Genomic DNA, 17,917 nt, shown 5'->3' on the forward strand with positions numbered 1-17,917 from the left:
GCAAAGAGCTTCCATGAACCAGCATATGCAGCTTGAGCCCATTCCCTTCATCGATATCGCCGCGCAGCGCCGGCGGCTCGGCAAGTCGATCGATGACGCGGTCGCGCGCGTGCTCGACCATTGCCAGTTCATCAACGGGCCGGAAGTCACCGCGCTGGAGAAGGCGCTGGCGGACTATAGCGGCGCCAAGCATGTGGTGAGCTGCGCCAGCGGCACCGACGCGCTGCTGATGGTCCTGATGGCGAAGAATGTCGGGCCGGGCGATGCGGTGCTGTGCCCGACCTTCACCTTCTGCGCGACCGGCGAAGTCGTGACGCTGACCGGTGCGACTCCGGTTTTCGTCGACGTCGATGAGGAGACCTTCAACATCGACGTCAATTCGTTGAAGCGCGGCATTGCGACGGCGCGCGCACGCGGGCTGAAGCCGGTTGCCGTGATCCCGGTCGATCTGTTCGGCCAGAGCGCCGATCACGACGCGATCGGTGCGGTCGCCGAGGCCGAGGGCCTGTTCGTGCTCGACGATGCCGCGCAGGGCTTTGGCGCAACTTACAAGAACCGCAAGCTCGGCACCTTCGGGCTCGCGACCGGGACCAGCTTCTTCCCGGCCAAGCCGCTCGGCTGTTTCGGCGACGGCGGCGCGATCTTCACCGACGACGAGGAGCTCGCGCGCACGCTGCGCAGCATCCGCGTCCACGGCCAGGGCTCGGACAAGTACGACAACGTGCGGCTCGGCCTCACGGCGCGGCTCGACACCATGCAGGCGGCGATCCTGCTCGAGAAGCTGAAGATCTTCGACGACGAGATCGCCGCGCGCAACAAGGTGGCGGAGCGCTATTCGCGGGCGCTCGGCAACCTGGTCGCGGTGCCGCGCGTGGCTCCCGGCTGCACCTCGGTGTGGGCGCAATACACCATCCGTCTGACCAACGGCATCGATCGTGACGCCTTCGCGGCCGCCTTGAAGGCGCAGGGCGTGCCGACCATGATCTACTATCCGAAGTCGGTCCACCAGCAGACGGCCTACAGCCACTATCCGGTTGCCGACGGCGGCCTGCCGGTCAGCGAGCGCCTGTCGAAGGACGTCATCGCCTTGCCGATGCACCCCTATCTCGACGAGGCGGCGCAGGACCGCGTCATCGCGGCTGTGCGCAGCGCGCTTTCTGCCTGATACGTCATTTTGACGTAGGGTGATGATGCGCTAGAAGCAGCGCATGCTTGGGCGCATCTTCACCGTCGGCGGCTATACCCTGCTATCGCGGGTCACCGGGTTCGCGCGCGACATCATGCTCGCGGCGATCCTCGGCGCCGGGCCGGTCGCCGACGCCTTCTTCGTGGCGCTGCGGCTGCCCAATCATTTCCGCGCGATCTTTGCCGAAGGCGCCTTCAACGCCGCCTTCGTGCCGGCCTATGCCCATGTCCATGGCGAGCGCGGCGAGGCGTCGGCGCGGCTGTTCGCCGACCGCATCTTCACGCTGCTGTTCGCCTCGCAGGTGATCCTGCTTGTCGTGGCGATGGCGTTCATGCCGCAGGCGATGAGCATTCTCGCGCCGGGCTTCACCGAGGACGCATCGCAGCGCAAGCTCGCGATCGAGCTGACGCGGATCACCTTTCCCTATCTGCTCTTGATCACGCTGGTGACGCTTTATGGCGGCATGCTCAACGTGATGCATCGCTTCGCCAGCGCCGCCGCGGCGCCGATCTTCCTCAACCTCGCCATGATGATGACGCTGGCGCTCGCGGCGTTCTTCCCCAGCGCCGGCCACGCCGCGGCCTGGGGCGTCCTGATCTCGGGCTTCCTGCAGTTCTTCCTGCTCGCCGGCGACCTCGCCCGCCACGGCGGCCTGCCGCGATTCGCACCGCTCAAGCTCGACGAGGACGTCCGCGCCTTCTTCCGCGCGCTGGGGCCGGCGACCCTGGGCTCGATGGGAACGCAGGTGGCGCTGTTCGCCGACACCATCATCGCGACCTTCCTGCCCGCGGGCGCGTTGTCGGCGCTCTACTATGCCGACCGCCTCAATCAACTGCCGATCGGCGTGATCGGGATCGCGATCGGCACCGTGCTGCTGCCGGAGATGTCGCGGCGCCTGACCGCCGACGATCACACAGGCGCCATGGCCGCGCAGCGCCGCGCCTTCGATTTCACGCTGCTGTTCTCCGTGCCGTTCGTGGCGGCGTTCCTGACAGTTGCCGATCCGATCATGCGCGCGATGTTCGCCCGCGGCGCCTTCTCGAAGGCCGATGCAGCAAGCGCCGGCGCCACGCTCGCGGCCTATGCGGTTGGGCTCATTCCCTTCGTGATGATCCGCAGCGCGGTTGCGACCTTCTACGCCCGCAAGGACACTGCAACGCCGGTAAAGGCGGCGCTGACCGGGGTCGCGGTCAACGTCGCGCTGAAGATCGCGCTGGTCGGCTCACTGGCGCAGGTCGGGCTCGCGCTCGCGACTGCGGTCGGGGCCTGGGTCAATCTGCTGCTGGTGCTGCTGTTCGCCGTGCGCCGCGGCTACCTCGCGTTCGATCGCGCGCTGATGCGCTCGTTCGGCACCTTCGCGATTTGCGGCCTGCTGCTCGCGCTCGCGCTGTGGCTGACCTCGCATTTCGCTTATGTGTGGTTTGCGCCGATGCAGATCTTTCGCGATGAGATGATCCTGCTGCTGTTGATCACGGTCGGCGCCTTCGTCTACGCCTTGCTGATCCTCACGCTGTTCGGCCGCGGCTGGCTGTTCGCGCTGCGGCGCGTATAGTTTTACCTGTCAAATCAAATGCATAGGAGCCGAGTGTGGGATAGCGCCGCGTGCGGCGGAAAGCGGTTTGCGCTTCGCTGACAACCACGCCAATATGCATACAAACAACCAAGGCAATTGGAGAGACGATGGCAGCTCCCATCAAGTTCGGCGTCGGACAAAGTGTGCGACGCAAGGAGGATGACGCTCTGATTCGCGGCAAGGGCCGCTATACCGACGACGTTGCTCCGTCTCCCGCATTGCACGCGCTGATGCTGCGCTCGCCGCATGCGCACGCGACCTACACGATCGATGCCGGCAAGGCCCGCGGCATGCCCGGCGTGGCGCTGATCCTGACCGCGGCCGACGTCGCCGAGCTCGGCGGCCTGCCGTGCCTGTTCAATCTCGAAACCGACCCGTTCACCGCACCGCCTTATCCGATCCTCGCCAAGGATGAGGTGCGCCATGTCGGCGACGCGATCGCCTTTGTGGTCGCCGATACCGTCGATCATGCCCGCGACGCGATCGAGGCGATCGACGTCAAGTGGACGCCGCTGCCGGCGGTGGCCGGCCTGATCAATGCGGTGAAGAAGGGCGCGCCGCAGGTGTGGCCGGACAAGCCCGGCAATCTGCTGTTCGACGTCTCGATCGGCGACAAGGGCGCCGCCGAGGCCGCCTTCGCCAAGGCGCATGCGGTGGCCGAGATCACCATCGTCAACCCGCGCGTCATCACCAATTTCATGGAGACCCGCGCCGCGGTCGCCGAATACGACGCCAAGAAGGATCATCTGACGCTGACGATCGGCAGCCAGGGTAGCCACCGCCTGCGCGAGATCCTCTGCGACATGATCCTGAAGATGCCGAAGGAAAACATGCGGGTGATCTGCCCGGATGTCGGCGGCGGCTTCGGCACCAAGCTGTTTCCCTATCGCGAATATGCGCTGATCTCGGTCGCGGCGCGCAAGCTCAAGAAGTCCGTCAAATGGACCGCCGAGCGCTCCGACCATTTCATGGGCGACGCGCAGGGCCGCGACAACCTCACCACCGCGAAGATGGCGCTCGCCGAGGACGGCAAGTTCCTCGGTATGGATGTCGACCTGATGGGCGACATGGGCGCCTATCTCTCGACGTTCGCGCCCTACATCCCGCATGGCGGCGCCGGCATGCTGCCGGGTCTCTATGACATCAAGGCCTTCCACTGCCGCGTCCGCACCGTGTTCACCAACACCGTGCCGGTCGATGCCTATCGTGGCGCCGGCCGCCCGGAGGCTGCCTACGTGATCGAGCGGCTGGTCGATGCTGCCGCGCGAAAGCTCGGCATGACGCCGGACGCCATCCGGCGGAAGAACTTCATCCCGCCGAAGTCGCTGCCCTACACGACCGCGACCGGCAAGGTCTACGACTCCGGCGACTTCGTCGCGCATATGAAGCGCGCGATGGAGATCGCCAACTGGAAGGAGTTTCCGAAGCGCGCCAAGGCCGCCAAGAAGGACGGCCTGGTGCGGGGCATCGGCATGGCGAGCTATGTCGAGGTCTGCGGCACCATGGGCGAGGAGACCGCCAATGTGGCGCTCGATCCCAACGGCGACATCTCGATCCTGATCGGCACCCAGTCGAGCGGGCAGGGCCACCAGACCGCCTATGCGCAGATCGTCGCCGAGCAGTTCGGCGTGCCGCCCGAGCGCGTCCATGTCCTGCAGGGCGACACCGACAAGATCGCGACGGGCCTCGGCACCGGCGGTTCGGCATCGATCCCGTCCGGCGGCGTCAGCGTGCAGCGGGCGACGCACGAACTCGGCAACAAGCTGAAGGAGCTTGCGGCGCAGGCGCTGGAAGCCGGCGCCGGCGACCTCGAGATCGCCGACGGCCGCATCCGCATCGCCGGCACCGACCGTTCGGTCAGCTTTGCCGATCTCGCCAAGCGTCCCGGCGGCGATACGTCGAAGATGAACTCGAGTGCGACCTTCGCCAGCGCCGACGGCACCTATCCGAACGGTACGCACCTCGCCGAGGTCGAGATCGATCCCGCCACCGGCATCATCAAGATCGTCAGCTACGTCATCGTCGACGATTTCGGCGTCACGCTCAATCCGCTGATGCTCGCGGGCCAGGTTCATGGCGGCGCGATGCAGGGCATCGGGCAGGCACTGATGGAGCAGGCGGTCTACAGCCCATCCGACGGTCAACTCGTCACCGGCACCTTCATGGACTATGCGATGCCGCGCGCCGCCGACGGGCCGTCCTTCGTGTTCGAGACCCACAACGTGCCATGCACGACCAACCCGCTCGGCGTGAAGGGCGCCGGCGAGGCCGGCGCGATCGGCTCGTGTCCCGCGGTCGTCAACGCGATCGTCGAGGGGCTGCATCGCGAGTTCGGGATCGACCACATCGACATGCCGGCGACGCCGGAGCGGGTCTGGATCGCGGTCCGCGAGGCGCAGCGCCGCCATAATCTCTGATAAATTGTCGCAGGCGGAATGAAGATTCCGCCTGCGGTGTTTGCAAACCAGGCCGGCCGCGTACCTGCGGACCGGGACAGAGCGGAATTGAGGGGTTTTGCCGATGAAGCGGATTGTCGTCGTTGCAGCGATGCTTGCGTTGAGTGCGGGTGCGGTCGTGGCCGACCAGAATCAGGTCAAGCAGACCCAGGCCCAGATGAAGGAAACCGGCAAGAACGCCGGTGCGCTCGGCGCCATGATCAAGGGCGAGAAGCCCTACGACCAGACAACGGTCGACGCCGCGCTGGCGAAGTTCGAGGACACTGCCAAGAAGCTGCCGACGCTTTTTCCTGAAAGCAGCAAGGGCCTCAAGACGGAAGGCGATTACTCCGCTGGGCCGAAGATCTGGGAAGACAAGGCCGGCTTCGAGCAGCACATCGCGAGCTTTGCCAAATCCGTCGCTGATGCCAAGGGCAAGATCAAGGATGTCGACACGCTGAAGGCCGAGCTGACCGTGATCGGCAAGCAGTGCGGCGGGTGCCACGAGACCTATCGCCTCAAGAAGGGCTGATCGCCATTCGGTCGATCAAAGGGCGGATGCTGTGAAGCATCCGCCCTTTGTTGTGCCGGCCGTTTCTTGTTGAAGTTTACTTCGTGAGGTCTACTTCGTCACCTGGCCGCGGATCTCGCCGCCCGGGTTCGCCGCGGTGTGGACGTTGACATAGTACTTGCCGGCGAGGAGATCGGCGGCCTGCGCGTCGGTCAACGTCGCGCTCCCCTCGACCGGGCTCGACGTCGCGTTCGGGATGGCGACCGCGACACCGGAATTCTTGCCGGCGTCGGCGGGGCCATGGAAATGCGCGGCGGTCGCGGGGCCCGACAGGCCGGAATAAGTCAGCTTCCAGCTCAGCTTCTTGGAGGCGGCGTCGTAATCGATGTCGGCAGTGCCCGTGCCGGCGCTGGTGTTGGCAGGCACTTCGGACTTGCCGTCCAGCTTCGCCGTCAGCTTCTCGGCAAAGGCCGGACCGGCGAGCGCGATTGCGGCGCCCAATGTCAGCGTGGCAAGCAAGGTCTTGTTTGGCATGGTTCTCTCCCCTTTGACGTCACACGATGGTTGCAAATCTTCAAACCGCGGCGCTCCGGATTTATTCCCAAAATGATCGTGAGTGCGGCAAATTTGATGCGAGCTTGTGCGATCGGTTGCCATCATACTGGTTGATGAACTGACGCGACCAATGACGGATCGGTGAATGTTGCGACGAATTCTCCTCCTGGCCGCTTTGGCCGGCTTGATCGGCTTCGGTGTGTTCTGGTGGCTGACGATCCCCGCGACCGTTGCCGCGAGCGCGCTGCCCGCCTACCAGCCCAATCTGGCCAACGGGCTCACAACGTTCAATGCGGGAGGATGTTCCTCCTGCCATGCGGTGCCGAAGCAGGACGACCGCACCAGGCTTGGCGGCGGCCTCGCGATACCGTCGCCGTTCGGTACCTTCTATGCGCCGAACATCTCGCCCGATCCGAACGACGGCATCGGCCGCTGGAGCGAGGCTGATTTCGTCACCGCGGTCATGAAGGGCACCTCGCCGTCGGGGACGCACTATTTTCCGGCGTTTCCCTACACGTCCTATCAGCACGCCAGGCTCAATGACGTGCGCGACCTGTTCGCCTATCTGAAGACCTTGCCGCCGATCGCCGGCAAGGTGCGCGACCACGATGTGCCGTTTCCCTTCAACATCAGGCGCAATGTCGGTGTCTGGAAATTCCTGTTCATGGACGGCAAGCCGTTCGTCGCGGATGCGAGCCGCTCGGCGCATTGGTATCGCGGCGCCTATCTCGTCAACAGCTTCGGCCATTGCGCCGAGTGTCACAGCCCGCGCAATTTTCTCGGCGGCATCATCAGTTCGCAGCGTTTCGCCGGTGGCCCGAATCCGGAAGGCGAAGGCTGGGTGCCCAACATCACGCCGCGGGGGATCGCGGACTGGAGCGCGAAGGACATCGTCTATTTCCTCGAGAGCGGCCAGACGCCGGACGGCGATAGCGCCGGCGGGTCGATGGTGCGCGTGATCCGCAACACCTCGCAGCTCTCGCCGACCGATCGCGACGCGATCGCCGAATACATCAAGTCGCTGCCGCCGGTCGAGGGACCGCCGAAGCCGGTGAAGAAGGAGAAGGAGTCGTAGTCCTGTGCCTCGGCTCCTCATGGTGAGGAGGACGGAGCGTGCGTCTCGAACCATGAGGCCCAGGTCTATGGCCTGTATCCTTCGAGACGCCCGCCATGCGGGCTCCTCCAGCGACAAAGGCGAAACCTTTGCGCGGGGATGACGGGTGGTCGCTCAGCTAGCTCAGTGTCATCACCCGCGTATGGGGTGATCCAGTATTCCAGAGAGCGCAGTGCTAGAGCCGAGAGGCTGCGGCGTACTGGATCGCCCGGTCCATGTGCGCAATTGCGCACCGGCCGGGCGATGACAGCGGTGGACGAGGATATAGCCTCACATCCTCTCAGGTTGAGGAGTTACAGCACGCTTGCGTTGGGGCGTCCTACTTCGCGCCGAACGCCTTGAAGGTGATGATGGTGAGGGTGTCCTGGATGCCCGGGATCACCTGAACCTTTTCGTTGATGAAATGGCCGATGTCGGTGTCGTGGTCGACGTAGAACTTGACCAGCAGATCGTAATTGCCCGCGGTGGAATAGATCTCGGACGCAATCTCGGCTTCCGCCAGCGCATTGGCGACGGTGTAGGACTGGCCGAGCTTGCATTTGATCTGGACGAAGAAAGGAACCATCAAAGTCGTCTCCGGGGATTTCCGTGACTATAGGCCAAAAACGGGCGGCCAAGGCAAGGGGTCAAGGCAAAGGGGCAACAAGGCCAACTCGCGGGAAAGTCATGCGAACTTGCTGCCGATCGGCGGCCGGGCTAGGACAGGCCATGATCTCGTTCGTCATGGTCTCATTCGTCTCAACCGCCGGTCCCGCAACATGACGCCGGTCGCGCTCACCATTGCCGGCTCGGATTCCTCGGGCGGGGCGGGCATCCAGGCCGACCTCAAGAGCTTTGCCGCGTTCGGGGTCTATGGCGCTTCCGCCATCACGGCGCTGACGGCGCAGAACACCACGGGGGTCAGTGGCATCCATCCGGTGCCCGCTTCGTTCGTTACGGCCCAGATCGATGCGGTGTTCTCCGACCTCGAAATCGGCGCGGTCAAGATCGGCATGGTGGCGCAGGTCGAGACCATCGCGGCGATTGCCGACGGGCTGAAGCGCTGGGCGCCGCGGCATGTCGTGCTGGATCCGGTGATGGTCGCAACATCAGGCGATCGGCTGCTGGCGGCCGAGGCGGTCGATGCGCTGAAGACCATGCTCTTTCCGCTGGCCTCGCTGATCACGCCGAACCTGCCGGAAGCGGCGGCGCTGCTGAACGAGCCGGTCGCTGCGAGCGAGGCTGACGTCGAGCGACAGGGCAGGCAATTGCTGACGATGGGATGTCGCGCGGTGCTGGTCAAGGGCGGCCATGGGCACGGCGCCGAGAGCATCGACTATCTGATCGATGGCGAGCGCAGCATTGCGCTCGCGGCGCCGCGCATCGCAACCGCCAACACGCACGGCACCGGCTGCTCGCTGTCATCGGCGATCGCCGCAGGACTCGCAAAGGGCGACGCGATGGAGACCGCCGTGCGCAGCGCCAAGGCCTGGATCACGGATGCGATCGCCGCCGCCGATCGCTTCGCCGTCGGCCACGGCCACGGGCCGGTGCACCATTTCCACAAATATTACTGACGCTCGGTAGCCTCGTAGCTGCGTAGCCCGGATGAAGCGAAGCGAAATCCGGGAACAGATCATCCGCGGACGCAAGACCCGGATTACGCTGCGCTTCATCCGGGCTACGCATCCATCGCCTCTTTGAATGCGTAGTGTTCCGCCGCGATATGCAGCCACACAACGCCTGTTCCGCACAGCCGCGTCCGCCCATGTCGCCAGATTGTCGCATGCCGCTGTTATCCGCACTGGAGGGGCGTGCTGCTGATTCTCGTTAACTGTTAGTGAGGCCTTGGGTCGCGGGGATCGTCATCGCCTTGTCACAGGAATCTGTTAGGTGCACAGGCATGGGAAGTGACTCCTTGAGTGAAGAAAGCCCCGAGCGGCGCTTTCGCACTTTGTTTATCTCCGATGTTCATCTCGGAGCCCGCGGTTCGCAAGCCGACCGCCTGCTGGACTTCCTCCGCTCCCACGATGCCGACACGATCTACCTCGTTGGTGATATCGTCGACGGCTGGGCGCTGAAGTCGAACTGGTACTGGCCGCAGACCCACAACGATTTCGTGCAGAAGATGCTGCGCAAGGCGCGCAAGGGCGCCAAGGTGATCTACGTCCCGGGCAACCACGACGAGTTCCTGCGCAAATATTACGGCACGCATTTCGGCGGCATCGACGTGGTGGAGAACACCGTTCACACCGGCGCCGACGGCAAGCGCTACCTCGTGATCCACGGCGACATCTTCGATCTCGTGGTGCAGAACGCGCGCTGGCTCGCTCATCTCGGCGACAAGGCCTACGACTTCGCGATCCAGATGAATCGCTTCGTCAACTTCTTCCGCAAGATGTTCGGCGTTCCCTACTGGTCGCTGTCGCAATGGGCCAAGCTGAAGGTCAAGAAGGCGGTGAACTATATCGGCGCGTTCGAGGCGACGCTGGCGGGCGAGGCGCGGCGTCATGGCTGTGACGGCGTGATCTGCGGCCACATCCATTACGCGACGATTCATGACGAGCACGGCATCCGCTACATGAATTGCGGAGACTGGGTGGAGAGCTGCACGGCGCTCGCCGAGCATGAGGACGGCCATTTCGAGATCATTACCTGGACCGACCCGGTGCGCCGGATCGCGCCAGTTCCGCGAGTGACGGCACGCGCTGCATGACGCATATCCTGGTCGCGACCGATGCGTGGCATCCCCAGGTCAACGGGGTTGTCCGCACGCTGACCATGATGGCAGAGGCGGCGAAATCGCTCGGCGTCGAGGTGAGCTTCCTGACGCCGGACGAGTTCCGCACCTTCGCGATGCCGAGCTATCGCGATCTCCGGCTGGCGCTGCCGTACCAGGCCAAGGTCGCCAGCCTGATCGAGGCGGCCAGGCCCGACAGCATCCATATCGCGACCGAAGGCCCGATCGGGCTGTCGGTCCGCCGCTATTGCCGCAAACACGGCCTGCCGTTCACGACGAGCTTCCACACCCGCTTTCCGGAGTACGTCTCGGCACGCACGCCTGTTCCGGAAGCCTGGGTGTGGCGTGCGCTGCGCTGGTTCCACAGGCCGAGCCGGGCGGTGATGGCCGCGACCCCGGCGCTGGCCGCCGAACTGCGCCAGCGCGGCTTCCGCAACGTGGTCCTGTGGTCGCGCGGCGTCGATACCGCGCTGTTCCACCCGCGCGATGTCGATCTCTGCCTGCCGCAGCCGGTCTATCTCAGCGTCGGCCGGGTGGCGGTGGAGAAGAACCTCGAGGCATTCCTCGATCTCGATCTGCCCGGCACCAAGGTGGTGGTCGGCGACGGCCCGGCGCGGGCGGCACTGGAGCGGAAATATCCCGAAGCCCTCTTCCTCGGCGCCCGTCATGGGGAAGAATTGGCCGAAATCTATGCCGCGGCCGATGTGTTCGTTTTCCCCAGCCGCACCGATACGTTCGGTTTGGTGCTGCTTGAAGCGTTGGCCAGCGGCCTGCCGGTTGCCGCTTTTCCGGTCACCGGTCCCCGCGACGTGATCGGCGCGGCGCCGGTCGGCGTCCTCGACGAGGATCTGCGCCACGCCTGCCTGGAGGCGCTCAGCATCCCGCGGCAGGCCTGCGTCGATTTCGCCGCGCTCCACACCTGGCAGGCGTCGGCCCGGGTGTTCATCGACCGCTGCATGAACGTCCGCCCCGCGGCGCCCGACGGCGAGGGCGAGGCGCTCGAATTCGGCGCCGAAGAGCACCATTTCGCGGCCTTGCCGGCGCCTCAGCCAAACTCACGCTAAAGCGTCTTGCCGGGTTACCCGCCGCCGCGATACAAATCGTGGATGACGGACATCACTCTCAATCCACCCGTCGATGCTGCGGACATCGATGCCGCCGCAAGGGTGGTCGCGCCGTTCGCGGTGCGCACGCCGCTCCTGACTTTCCCCGTTCTCAACGAACGCGTCGGCACCCAGGTCTTCCTCAAGCCCGAGATGCTGCAACGGACCGGATCGTTCAAGTTCCGCGGCGCCTTCAACAAGCTCGCCTCTATACCGCAGGACAAGCGGAGCGGGGGTGTCGTCGCGTTCTCCTCGGGCAACCACGCCCAGGGCGTTGCCGCGGCGGCAAAGATCCTCAACATGCAGGCGACCATCGTGATGCCTGCGGACTCGCCGATCACCAAGCGTGAGCGGACCGAGTCCTATGGCGCCGAGGTCGTGCTGTACGATCGTGATCGCGACGACCGCGAGGCGATCGCCAATGGCATCGCCAGCAAGCGCGGTGCGACCTTGGTGCGTCCCTATGACGATCCCTTCGTGATCGCGGGCCAGGGCACCGCCGGCCGCGAGATCGCCGAGGACATGGCCGCGCTCGGGCTCGTGCCCGACATCGTCGTCGCGCCGGCTTCCGGCGGCGGCCTGATCGCAGGTGTTGCGACCGCGGTGAAGGCGAAATATCCGCAGGCCCAGGTGATCGTCGCCGAGCCCGCGGGCTATGACGATCACGCTCTGTCGCTCAAGGTCGGCCATCGCGAGGCGCATGCGGTTGCGCCGCGCACCATCTGCGATGCGCTGATGGCGATGATGCCGGGCGAACTCACGTTTGCCATCAACAGCAAGCTGCTCGCGAATGGCGTCAGCGTCTCCGACGATGAGGTCGGCGCAGCCGTCGCGTTCGCCTATCGCGAGCTGAAGCTCGTGGTCGAGCCCGGCGGCGCGGTCGGGCTCGCGGCGCTGCTGGCGGGACGGATCGACGCCAAGGGCAAGAACGTCGTCATCGTGCTCTCGGGCGGCAATGTCGACGCCGACCTGTTTGCGAAGCTCGTCGCCTGAGACCAGCGTCTCGAAGAGAAATGGGGGCAGGGCGGTCGTCGCTCTGCCCCCGTTTCGTTGTGGAGCGCGGCTGATCAGTGCCTGAAGCCGCCACGGTGGCTGCCGCCCATTCCGCCGAGAGAGCCGGACGGACTTGGGTGAAACGCTGTATGGCTACCACCCGATCCCGTCCGGTTGACTCGCGTGCTCTGCCGCTCGGCGCGGAAGTGCTGCCCGCTGTTATCTTTCATGATCCGGTTCGACGTGGTGTTGCCGGCATTCGCGGCAGGAAGGCTTGCGACCTTGCCCTTGCCGATTGAGCTTGGCATGCCGACCGGCTTCGCTCCAGGCGCAGGCATGGTCACGATCTTGCCGACGGCACCTTGCGCGCCGGCATTGATCGGCCCGAAGGCTGGACGACTGGAAAGCCGCGTGAACTGCATCAGCGGGATTGCTTTCGGCTGCGCCTGCAGCTTCAACGCCGACTGCGTGTAGGGGCTGTTGCCGAAATTGTCGTGGAAGGTCTTGTAGGCGAACGGCGTGTTGGCGAGCACCGCCTTGTGCCAGGCCGCGACCTGCAACCAGTTCGTCAGCAGGAAGCGAATGCGGTCGCAGAGCGGATCGCGCGGATAGAGCCGGATGAATTCCTCATAGTATTCCGGCCGCCCCTCCGACAGCACGAAATCATAGGCCTGGCGCACCGACCGGTTCGGCAGGTTCGATGCCATCTGTACGACCGGACCATTCGCCGGTGCACGCGCCGACGCGACCGCGGTGTCGCCGAAGAAATAGAAGTCGGAGGTCAGCGACGAACTTTCCCAGGGTGTCTGCCGGCCGTCGGTCGTCGAGTTGACGTCGAGGCGAATGCGCTTGAACAGCTGCTCGATCGGCAGATTGGGCTCGCGCGCCAGACGCAGGAAGGCGTTGGTGTAGGGGCTGTGGCCGTTACTGCCGTCCTGCGCTTCCATGCCGGGCGCGGTCGAATAGCCGACGATCGAGCCGTTCGGGGCATCGACGACGGCAAGGCCGCGGCCGGCATCGCTGACGTTCGGAAACGGGTTGTTGCGGCAGGCATCGAGCACCACGATGCGCATCCGGCTCGGGACGTTCTCGAGCGTGCCCATCACGTCGACGAGGCGCACCGCATTGCCGTCGAGGTCGGACGGCGTTGCGATCTTGGCATCGACCGGAATCAGATAGTTCTCGCCGGCGAGCTGCACGCCGTGGCCGGCGTAATAGATCATCGCGACCGTGCCGGGGCCGCGCGCCGCGACCTTGTCGGAAAAATCCTGCAACACCTTCACCATGTCGCCCTGCCTGAGGTCGGTCGCGGCGATCACCTCGAAGCCGGCCGTGTTCAACAGCTCGGCCATCGACTGCGCGTCATTGCCGGGATTGGCGAGCTTCGGCGCATTCTCGTAGTTCGCATTGCCGATCACGAGCGCGACGCGCTGCTCGGGGCCGCGTCGCGCTGCCGGCGCTGCTGTGGCAGGCGTCGCCGGCGAAGCGGCTTGATCGATCGATTGTGCCGGCGTCTGCGTTGCATTGCCGACGGTGACGCCGCTGGTCTCGGCAGATGCTGTGTCCGATACACCGAGGCTCAGCAGACCGAGCAATGCGGCAGATATCATGATGGATGTCAGGCGGACCATCGCGCGCTCCCAAAAGCTGGTCCCGGTGCAGGACCGGTCGCGGGGAGGCTAGGCGCGGACACGCCCGCCGTACGTGAGCTGGGTCACGCTGCGCGGGTGGTCAATGGCAGAAAACCGCCTCAAGGGAAGCTGCGGATGACTTCGATCGGCCCGACGATTGCAGCATTGAACGCCGGCAGGTCGTCCGCAGGGATCCAGTATTCGAGATGCGCGTGGCCGCCAGCCTCTTGCACATCATAGCGATCGATGAAGCTTCGCTTGACCCGAAACCGTGTGACGAATCCGGTGCCACTTGCGGGCACGTTCCAGTCGCGCGCGATCTTTGCGGCGTACTCTTCCGTCAGGACCGGATAGAAGATCGGTTGATCGGGAAGCCGCGGCGGAAAGGCACGCATGCCACTCTGCTCGATCAGGGCGAGCTCCTGGGGGCCCACAGGTCGCCAAAGAGTGATCGTGTCGGCTTCGTCGGGCATCGGACCGCGCTTACGAGAAGAACGCGATTCTCTCGACCTGGGTCATGCGGCGGATCGGCGCGAGGGGATCGTTGGCTGCGACGCGCGGCTTTTTCAAAAGGCCGCTCGCGATGATGGTCGAACCGAGCGAGACTTCTGCTGCGGGAGCGACGGCAGCCTCCACGGTGGGTGGGAGGGGCGGCGGCACGGCTACCGGAGCCACAGCAATCGGTGCTGCGGCCATCGGTGGCGGCTCGACCTTGACCTCGATCGGCTCGGGCGCCGGTGCGGGCTCGGGCTGAATGGCCGGTGCGACCATCTCGGGCTCGTCAGCCATCGCCTCGGCGACGCGCATCTCCTCGGCAAGGTGCATCTCTTCGGCGATCGCTTCTTCGTCGATCGGATCGGGCGCGCCCATCTCCATCGCGATGAGGTCGAGCACCGCTTCGTCCTGGGCGTCAGCGGCGGCCTCGGTGACGCGGGCGAGCTCTGCGGCTTCGGCTTCGGCCAGCGCAGCCTCCGCCTTGAGCCATGCTTCGTTCGGCTCCGGCATTGCGGCCGCGGTAGCCTCAATGCTCGGCGGTGCAACGGCCTCCTGAGGCGGCGCCGGCGGCGTGGCGGCCATGGTGGCGTCGGGCGCAGCGCTCTCGGCGGCAGCGCTTTCCGCCACTGGTTGCGGCGAGGGGGCAGCAGCGAGCGGTTCCGCCACCGGTGCTTCGGTAACGTCAGGTTCGGCCGCAGGCGTTTCCGCCTTGTCCGGATCGAATTCGTTGAGCCGGCGGGCCAGCGCCGCGAAAGCGGCATCCAGCACGGCCTTGGCGTCGTCCATCGAAACCTGGGTCGCACCGGCCTCGATCGCGCTGGCCTGCGAATCGATGATGTCGCAGATCCGGCCGTCATTGCCGATCTCGCGCAGCCGCCAGGAGATCTCCCGAATCACCCGCACGCCCTTGCGAACCGGCGCGAGGTTTGGCTCGAAGCTGATGCCGTCGAGCGCCGCGATGGCCGAGGCCTGGGCCGCCTCGATCGCGCCGCGCAGGGCGGCCAGCGCCTGCGCCAGCTGCTCGTCCCTGATGGCCGCTGCGGCGGCTTGCCGCTGCGCGCTGAGACTGTCCTCGATCCGCGCCACGGCATCGAGCACCATGCGGGTGTCGGCGTTGCGGTTGCGCTTGGCGTATTCGCCGAGGAACCAGCGGCCCCGCGAGGTCTCCATGAAGGCCGCGCTGATCGCAGCATAGTCCTCCTCGCTCGGCAGGGCGGCGCGGGCGGATATCGGCGACAGGGCGAATGCTTCTTCGGCCATCACAATCTCTCCGCGCAAATCACTGCGCGTTACGCTAACGATCACCACGATATCGCGCGAATCGCAATTGAATTGATGTCTTCCGAATCACAAATCCCCATCGCAGCCAAAGTCGCGCCGCGGCGATTCGCGCGCAGCCTCGCGGCATTCTATGCCACGACGTTCGGGATGACCGGGGTCCACCTGCCGTTTTTCACGGTGTGGCTGAAGGCGATCGGGATCGATGCCACCTGGATCGGCCTCATCACGGCGGTGCCGCCGGTGACGCGCTTCACCGTGCTGCCGCTGGTCACCGCGGCGGCGGAGCGGCGCCAGATGCTGCGCGGCGCGATGATCGCCACGGGATTCGCCACCGCATTGGGCTTTGCCGTGATCGGCACCCAGCACCAGCCGTTGGTGTTGCTCGCGGTCTATGCGCTGACCTGCTGCGTGTGGACGCCGATGGTGCCGCTCACCGACGCCTACGCGCTGCGCGGCGTCAGGCAATTTGGCCTCAGCTACGGACCGCTGCGGCTCTGGGGCTCGGCCGCCTTCGCGGTCTGCGCGCTGATCAGCGGGTTCTTGCTCCGCTATGTCGCCGAGGTCAATTTGATCTGGATCATCACCGCCGTGACGGTGCTCGGCGCTCTCGTCGGACTGACACTGCGGCCGCTCGGCCGCCCAGCGGCCGCAGCTACGCCGGCGGCCGGCGCGCCGCGGCTGCTGCGCAATCCGACCTTCCTCGCGATCATCGTGTCCTCGGCGCTGATCCAGGGCAGCCACGGCGCCTATTACATCTTCGCATCGATTGCCTGGCAGCAGGCCGGCTTCAGCGGCCTGACCATCGCGGCTCTTTGGGTGCTCGGTGTGATCGCCGAGATCGTGCTGTTTGCGGCCTCGCCGCGCTTCAGGTTGCCATCGGCTGTCCTGGTGATGATCGCGGCCGCCAGCGCTGTGGCGCGCTGGGCGATCACCGCGCAGGATCCGCCGCTTGCCGTGCTCGCCGTGGTCCAGCTCGGCCACGGGCTGAGCTTCGGCCTCACCCAGGTCGGCATCATGGGGCTGATGGTGCATCACGTGCCGGTTCATGTAATGGCGCGCGCGCAGGGCTATCTCACCGCCTGCGGCGGCATTGTCGCAAGCACCACGGCGATCGTCAGCGGCGTGGTCTATGCGCGCTTCGGGCTCGGCGTCTACGACATGATGGCGGCGATGGCGGCCATCGGCGGCTTAGTGATGTGGCTGGCGCGGAGGCGACTAACCCATCATCCCCAGAGTGCGGCGTCGGGCGGATAGACCAGGCTGCCCTCGTAGCGCAGGCCGTGGTCGCGGTCCCTGGCCAGCAGCAGCGGGCCGTCGAGATCGACGAAGCGCGCGGCTTGCGCGATCAGCATCGCCGGCGCCATCGCCAGCGAGGTCGCGACCATGCAGCCGATCATGATCTCGAAGCCGAGCGCGCGGGCGGCGGCCGCCATCGCGAGCGCTTCGGTCAGTCCGCCGGTCTTGTCGAGCTTGATGTTGACGGCGTCATAACGGCCGCGCAGGCCCTCGAGTGAGGCGCGGTCATGCACGCTCTCGTCGGCGCAGACCGCAACCGGGCGCTTGATGCGCAGCAGCGCCTCGTCCTTGCCCGCCGGCAGCGGCTGCTCGATCAGCGTGACGCCGGCATCGGCGCAGGCCGCAAGATTGGCGGCGAGGTTGTCCTCGGTCCAGGCTTCGTTGGCATCGACGATCAGTTCGGATGCCGGCGCCGCCTTGCGCACGGCGGCGATCCGCGCGGCGTCGCCATCGCCGCCGAGCTTGATCTTGAGCAGCGCGCGGTGCGCGGCCTTCGCGGTGGCCTCCGCCATCGCCGCAGGCGTCCCGAGCGAGATCGTATAGGCGGTGGTGCGCGGTTCGGGCGCGGGGCGGCCGAGCAGGTTCCAGATCCGCCTGCCGGCGCGTTTGGCCTCGAGGTCCGCCAGCGCGCAATCCAGCGCATTGCGGGCGGCGCCAGCGGGCATGCCGGCCTGCAAGGCGATCCGGTCCATGCCACTGGCGAGCGGCCCCTGCATCGCCTGGATCGCCTGTAGCGTCGCTTCGGGCGTTTCGCCATAGCGCGGATAGGGCACGCATTCGCCGCGGCCGGTGAGGCCGCCCTGGCTCACCTCGGCCACCACGACGACCGCCTCGGTCTTGGCGCCACGGCTGATCGTGAAGGTTCCGGCGATCGGCCAGCGCTCGATCCGCCCTGTCAGGGAAACCGCTCCGGGAGGGGTGGAAGTCATTTTAAAGTCTACTATTTCCTGAACCGTAGCTTGCGACGCGCAACCAACTATGGCTGGTTAGCGGCAGATTCGACAAGCCGATCCGGCAAGCCGCCG

Annotated in this window: 16 protein-coding genes; 10 read left to right on the plus strand and 6 right to left on the minus strand. The window is 65.8% G+C overall.

Translation table 11 applies throughout. The annotated features are described in order from the left end of the window. Positions 1–13: 13 nt before the first annotated feature. From AAFG07_RS15295 to AAFG07_RS15310, 4 genes are all read left to right on the plus strand, one after another. Entirely contained in the window at positions 14–1,165 is a 1,152-nt protein-coding gene (locus AAFG07_RS15295) for a DegT/DnrJ/EryC1/StrS family aminotransferase (protein ID WP_342728003.1), read from the plus strand. 43 nt (positions 1,166–1,208) lie between these two features. After that, positions 1,209–2,738, plus strand: coding sequence for a murein biosynthesis integral membrane protein MurJ (gene murJ / locus AAFG07_RS15300; protein WP_342728004.1), 1,530 nt, complete (start codon positions 1,209–1,211; stop codon positions 2,736–2,738). Between the two features lie 128 nt (positions 2,739–2,866). Then, on the plus strand, positions 2,867–5,176 hold the full coding sequence (locus tag AAFG07_RS15305; protein ID WP_342728005.1) for a xanthine dehydrogenase family protein molybdopterin-binding subunit: 2,310 nt from the start codon (positions 2,867–2,869) through the stop codon (positions 5,174–5,176). Between the two features lie 103 nt (positions 5,177–5,279). Next, entirely contained in the window at positions 5,280–5,726 is a 447-nt protein-coding gene (locus AAFG07_RS15310; protein WP_342728006.1) for a cytochrome c, read from the plus strand. A gap of 90 nt (positions 5,727–5,816) precedes the next feature. Here AAFG07_RS15310 and AAFG07_RS15315 read toward each other — a convergent pair whose 3' ends face one another. Continuing rightward, on the minus strand, positions 5,817–6,239 hold the full coding sequence (locus tag AAFG07_RS15315) for a CHRD domain-containing protein (protein ID WP_342728007.1): 423 nt from the start codon (positions 6,237–6,239) through the stop codon (positions 5,817–5,819). Positions 6,240–6,405: 166 nt separating this feature from the next. Between AAFG07_RS15315 and AAFG07_RS15320 the strand changes: the two genes are divergently transcribed. Then, the gene (locus AAFG07_RS15320) at positions 6,406–7,335 is read left to right on the plus strand and encodes a cytochrome c (RefSeq protein ID WP_342728008.1); all 930 of its coding nucleotides are present in this window, start codon (positions 6,406–6,408) and stop codon (positions 7,333–7,335) included. Between the two features lie 358 nt (positions 7,336–7,693). On the opposite strand, the gene AAFG07_RS15325 is transcribed toward AAFG07_RS15320, so the two are convergent. Next, positions 7,694–7,939, minus strand: a complete 246-nt coding sequence (locus AAFG07_RS15325; protein WP_016845986.1) for an Lrp/AsnC ligand binding domain-containing protein — start codon at positions 7,937–7,939, stop codon at positions 7,694–7,696. A gap of 193 nt (positions 7,940–8,132) precedes the next feature. On the opposite strand from AAFG07_RS15325, the gene thiD reads away from it, so the two are divergent. The 4 genes from thiD to AAFG07_RS15345 all read left to right on the plus strand — a co-directional run bounded on the left by thiD (position 8,133) and on the right by AAFG07_RS15345 (position 12,189). Continuing rightward, positions 8,133–8,930 carry a bifunctional hydroxymethylpyrimidine kinase/phosphomethylpyrimidine kinase gene (gene thiD / locus AAFG07_RS15330; protein WP_342728009.1) on the plus strand — a complete coding sequence of 266 codons (798 nt, stop codon included), beginning with the start codon at positions 8,133–8,135 and terminating at the stop codon, positions 8,928–8,930. Positions 8,931–9,256: 326 nt separating this feature from the next. Next, positions 9,257–10,069 carry a UDP-2,3-diacylglucosamine diphosphatase gene (locus AAFG07_RS15335; protein ID WP_050403538.1) on the plus strand — a complete coding sequence of 271 codons (813 nt, stop codon included), beginning with the start codon at positions 9,257–9,259 and terminating at the stop codon, positions 10,067–10,069. Continuing rightward, positions 10,066–11,157, plus strand: coding sequence for a glycosyltransferase family 1 protein (locus AAFG07_RS15340; protein ID WP_212310111.1), 1,092 nt, complete (start codon positions 10,066–10,068; stop codon positions 11,155–11,157). Before AAFG07_RS15335 ends, AAFG07_RS15340 begins: the two co-directional genes overlap by 4 nt. Before the next feature lie 42 nt (positions 11,158–11,199). After that, on the plus strand, positions 11,200–12,189 hold the full coding sequence (locus AAFG07_RS15345) for a threonine/serine dehydratase (protein ID WP_342728010.1): 990 nt from the start codon (positions 11,200–11,202) through the stop codon (positions 12,187–12,189). A 74-nt stretch (positions 12,190–12,263) separates the two neighbouring features. On the opposite strand, the gene AAFG07_RS15350 is transcribed toward AAFG07_RS15345, so the two are convergent. The 3 genes from AAFG07_RS15350 to AAFG07_RS15360 all read right to left on the minus strand — a co-directional run bounded on the left by AAFG07_RS15350 (position 12,264) and on the right by AAFG07_RS15360 (position 15,575). Then, a complete protein-coding gene (locus AAFG07_RS15350) occupies positions 12,264–13,820 on the minus strand; it encodes a caspase family protein (RefSeq protein WP_342728011.1) in 1,557 nt (518 codons plus the stop codon). Positions 13,821–13,939: 119 nt separating this feature from the next. Next, a complete protein-coding gene (locus tag AAFG07_RS15355) occupies positions 13,940–14,293 on the minus strand; it encodes an ADP-ribosylation/crystallin J1 (protein WP_342728012.1) in 354 nt (117 codons plus the stop codon). Positions 14,294–14,303: 10 nt separating this feature from the next. Continuing rightward, entirely contained in the window at positions 14,304–15,575 is a 1,272-nt protein-coding gene (locus AAFG07_RS15360; protein ID WP_342728013.1) for a hypothetical protein, read from the minus strand. 75 nt (positions 15,576–15,650) lie between these two features. Between AAFG07_RS15360 and AAFG07_RS15365 the strand changes: the two genes are divergently transcribed. Then, complete coding sequence (locus tag AAFG07_RS15365; RefSeq protein WP_342728014.1) at positions 15,651–16,850, plus strand: MFS transporter; 1,200 nt, start codon at positions 15,651–15,653, stop codon at positions 16,848–16,850. Here the strand turns inward: AAFG07_RS15365 and dgcA are convergent. Next, positions 16,820–17,821: an N-acetyl-D-Glu racemase DgcA gene (gene dgcA / locus AAFG07_RS15370; RefSeq protein ID WP_342728015.1), complete on the minus strand. Its 1,002-nt coding sequence runs from the start codon at positions 17,819–17,821 to the stop codon at positions 16,820–16,822. The two genes, AAFG07_RS15365 and dgcA, sit on opposite strands and share 31 nt — an antisense overlap. Between the last annotated feature and the right edge of the window lie 96 nt (positions 17,822–17,917).

The sequence above is a fragment of the Bradyrhizobium sp. B097 genome (assembly GCF_038957035.1).
Taxonomy (GTDB): domain Bacteria; phylum Pseudomonadota; class Alphaproteobacteria; order Rhizobiales; family Xanthobacteraceae; genus Bradyrhizobium.

Excerpts from the sequence above, each read along its gene's own strand:
- AAFG07_RS15335 (WP_050403538.1), top strand. The coding sequence starts at position 9,257 with ATGGGAAGTGACTCCTTGAGTGAAGAAAGCCCCGAGCGGCGCTTTCGC.
- AAFG07_RS15365 (WP_342728014.1), top strand. The coding sequence starts at position 15,651 with ATGTCTTCCGAATCACAAATCCCCATCGCAGCCAAAGTCGCGCCGCGG.
- AAFG07_RS15320 (WP_342728008.1), top strand. The coding sequence starts at position 6,406 with ATGTTGCGACGAATTCTCCTCCTGGCCGCTTTGGCCGGCTTGATCGGC.
- AAFG07_RS15310 (WP_342728006.1), top strand. The coding sequence starts at position 5,280 with ATGAAGCGGATTGTCGTCGTTGCAGCGATGCTTGCGTTGAGTGCGGGT.
- AAFG07_RS15355 (WP_342728012.1), bottom strand. The coding sequence starts at position 14,293 with ATGCCCGACGAAGCCGACACGATCACTCTTTGGCGACCTGTGGGCCCC.
- AAFG07_RS15360 (WP_342728013.1), bottom strand. The coding sequence starts at position 15,575 with ATGGCCGAAGAAGCATTCGCCCTGTCGCCGATATCCGCCCGCGCCGCC.
- AAFG07_RS15350 (WP_342728011.1), bottom strand. The coding sequence starts at position 13,820 with ATGGTCCGCCTGACATCCATCATGATATCTGCCGCATTGCTCGGTCTG.
- AAFG07_RS15315 (WP_342728007.1), bottom strand. The coding sequence starts at position 6,239 with ATGCCAAACAAGACCTTGCTTGCCACGCTGACATTGGGCGCCGCAATC.
- murJ (WP_342728004.1), top strand. The coding sequence starts at position 1,209 with ATGCTTGGGCGCATCTTCACCGTCGGCGGCTATACCCTGCTATCGCGG.
- AAFG07_RS15305 (WP_342728005.1), top strand. The coding sequence starts at position 2,867 with ATGGCAGCTCCCATCAAGTTCGGCGTCGGACAAAGTGTGCGACGCAAG.
- dgcA (WP_342728015.1), bottom strand. The coding sequence starts at position 17,821 with ATGACTTCCACCCCTCCCGGAGCGGTTTCCCTGACAGGGCGGATCGAG.
- AAFG07_RS15345 (WP_342728010.1), top strand. The coding sequence starts at position 11,200 with ATGACGGACATCACTCTCAATCCACCCGTCGATGCTGCGGACATCGAT.
- AAFG07_RS15325 (WP_016845986.1), bottom strand. The coding sequence starts at position 7,939 with ATGGTTCCTTTCTTCGTCCAGATCAAATGCAAGCTCGGCCAGTCCTAC.
- AAFG07_RS15340 (WP_212310111.1), top strand. The coding sequence starts at position 10,066 with ATGACGCATATCCTGGTCGCGACCGATGCGTGGCATCCCCAGGTCAAC.
- AAFG07_RS15295 (WP_342728003.1), top strand. The coding sequence starts at position 14 with ATGAACCAGCATATGCAGCTTGAGCCCATTCCCTTCATCGATATCGCC.
- thiD (WP_342728009.1), top strand. The coding sequence starts at position 8,133 with ATGACGCCGGTCGCGCTCACCATTGCCGGCTCGGATTCCTCGGGCGGG.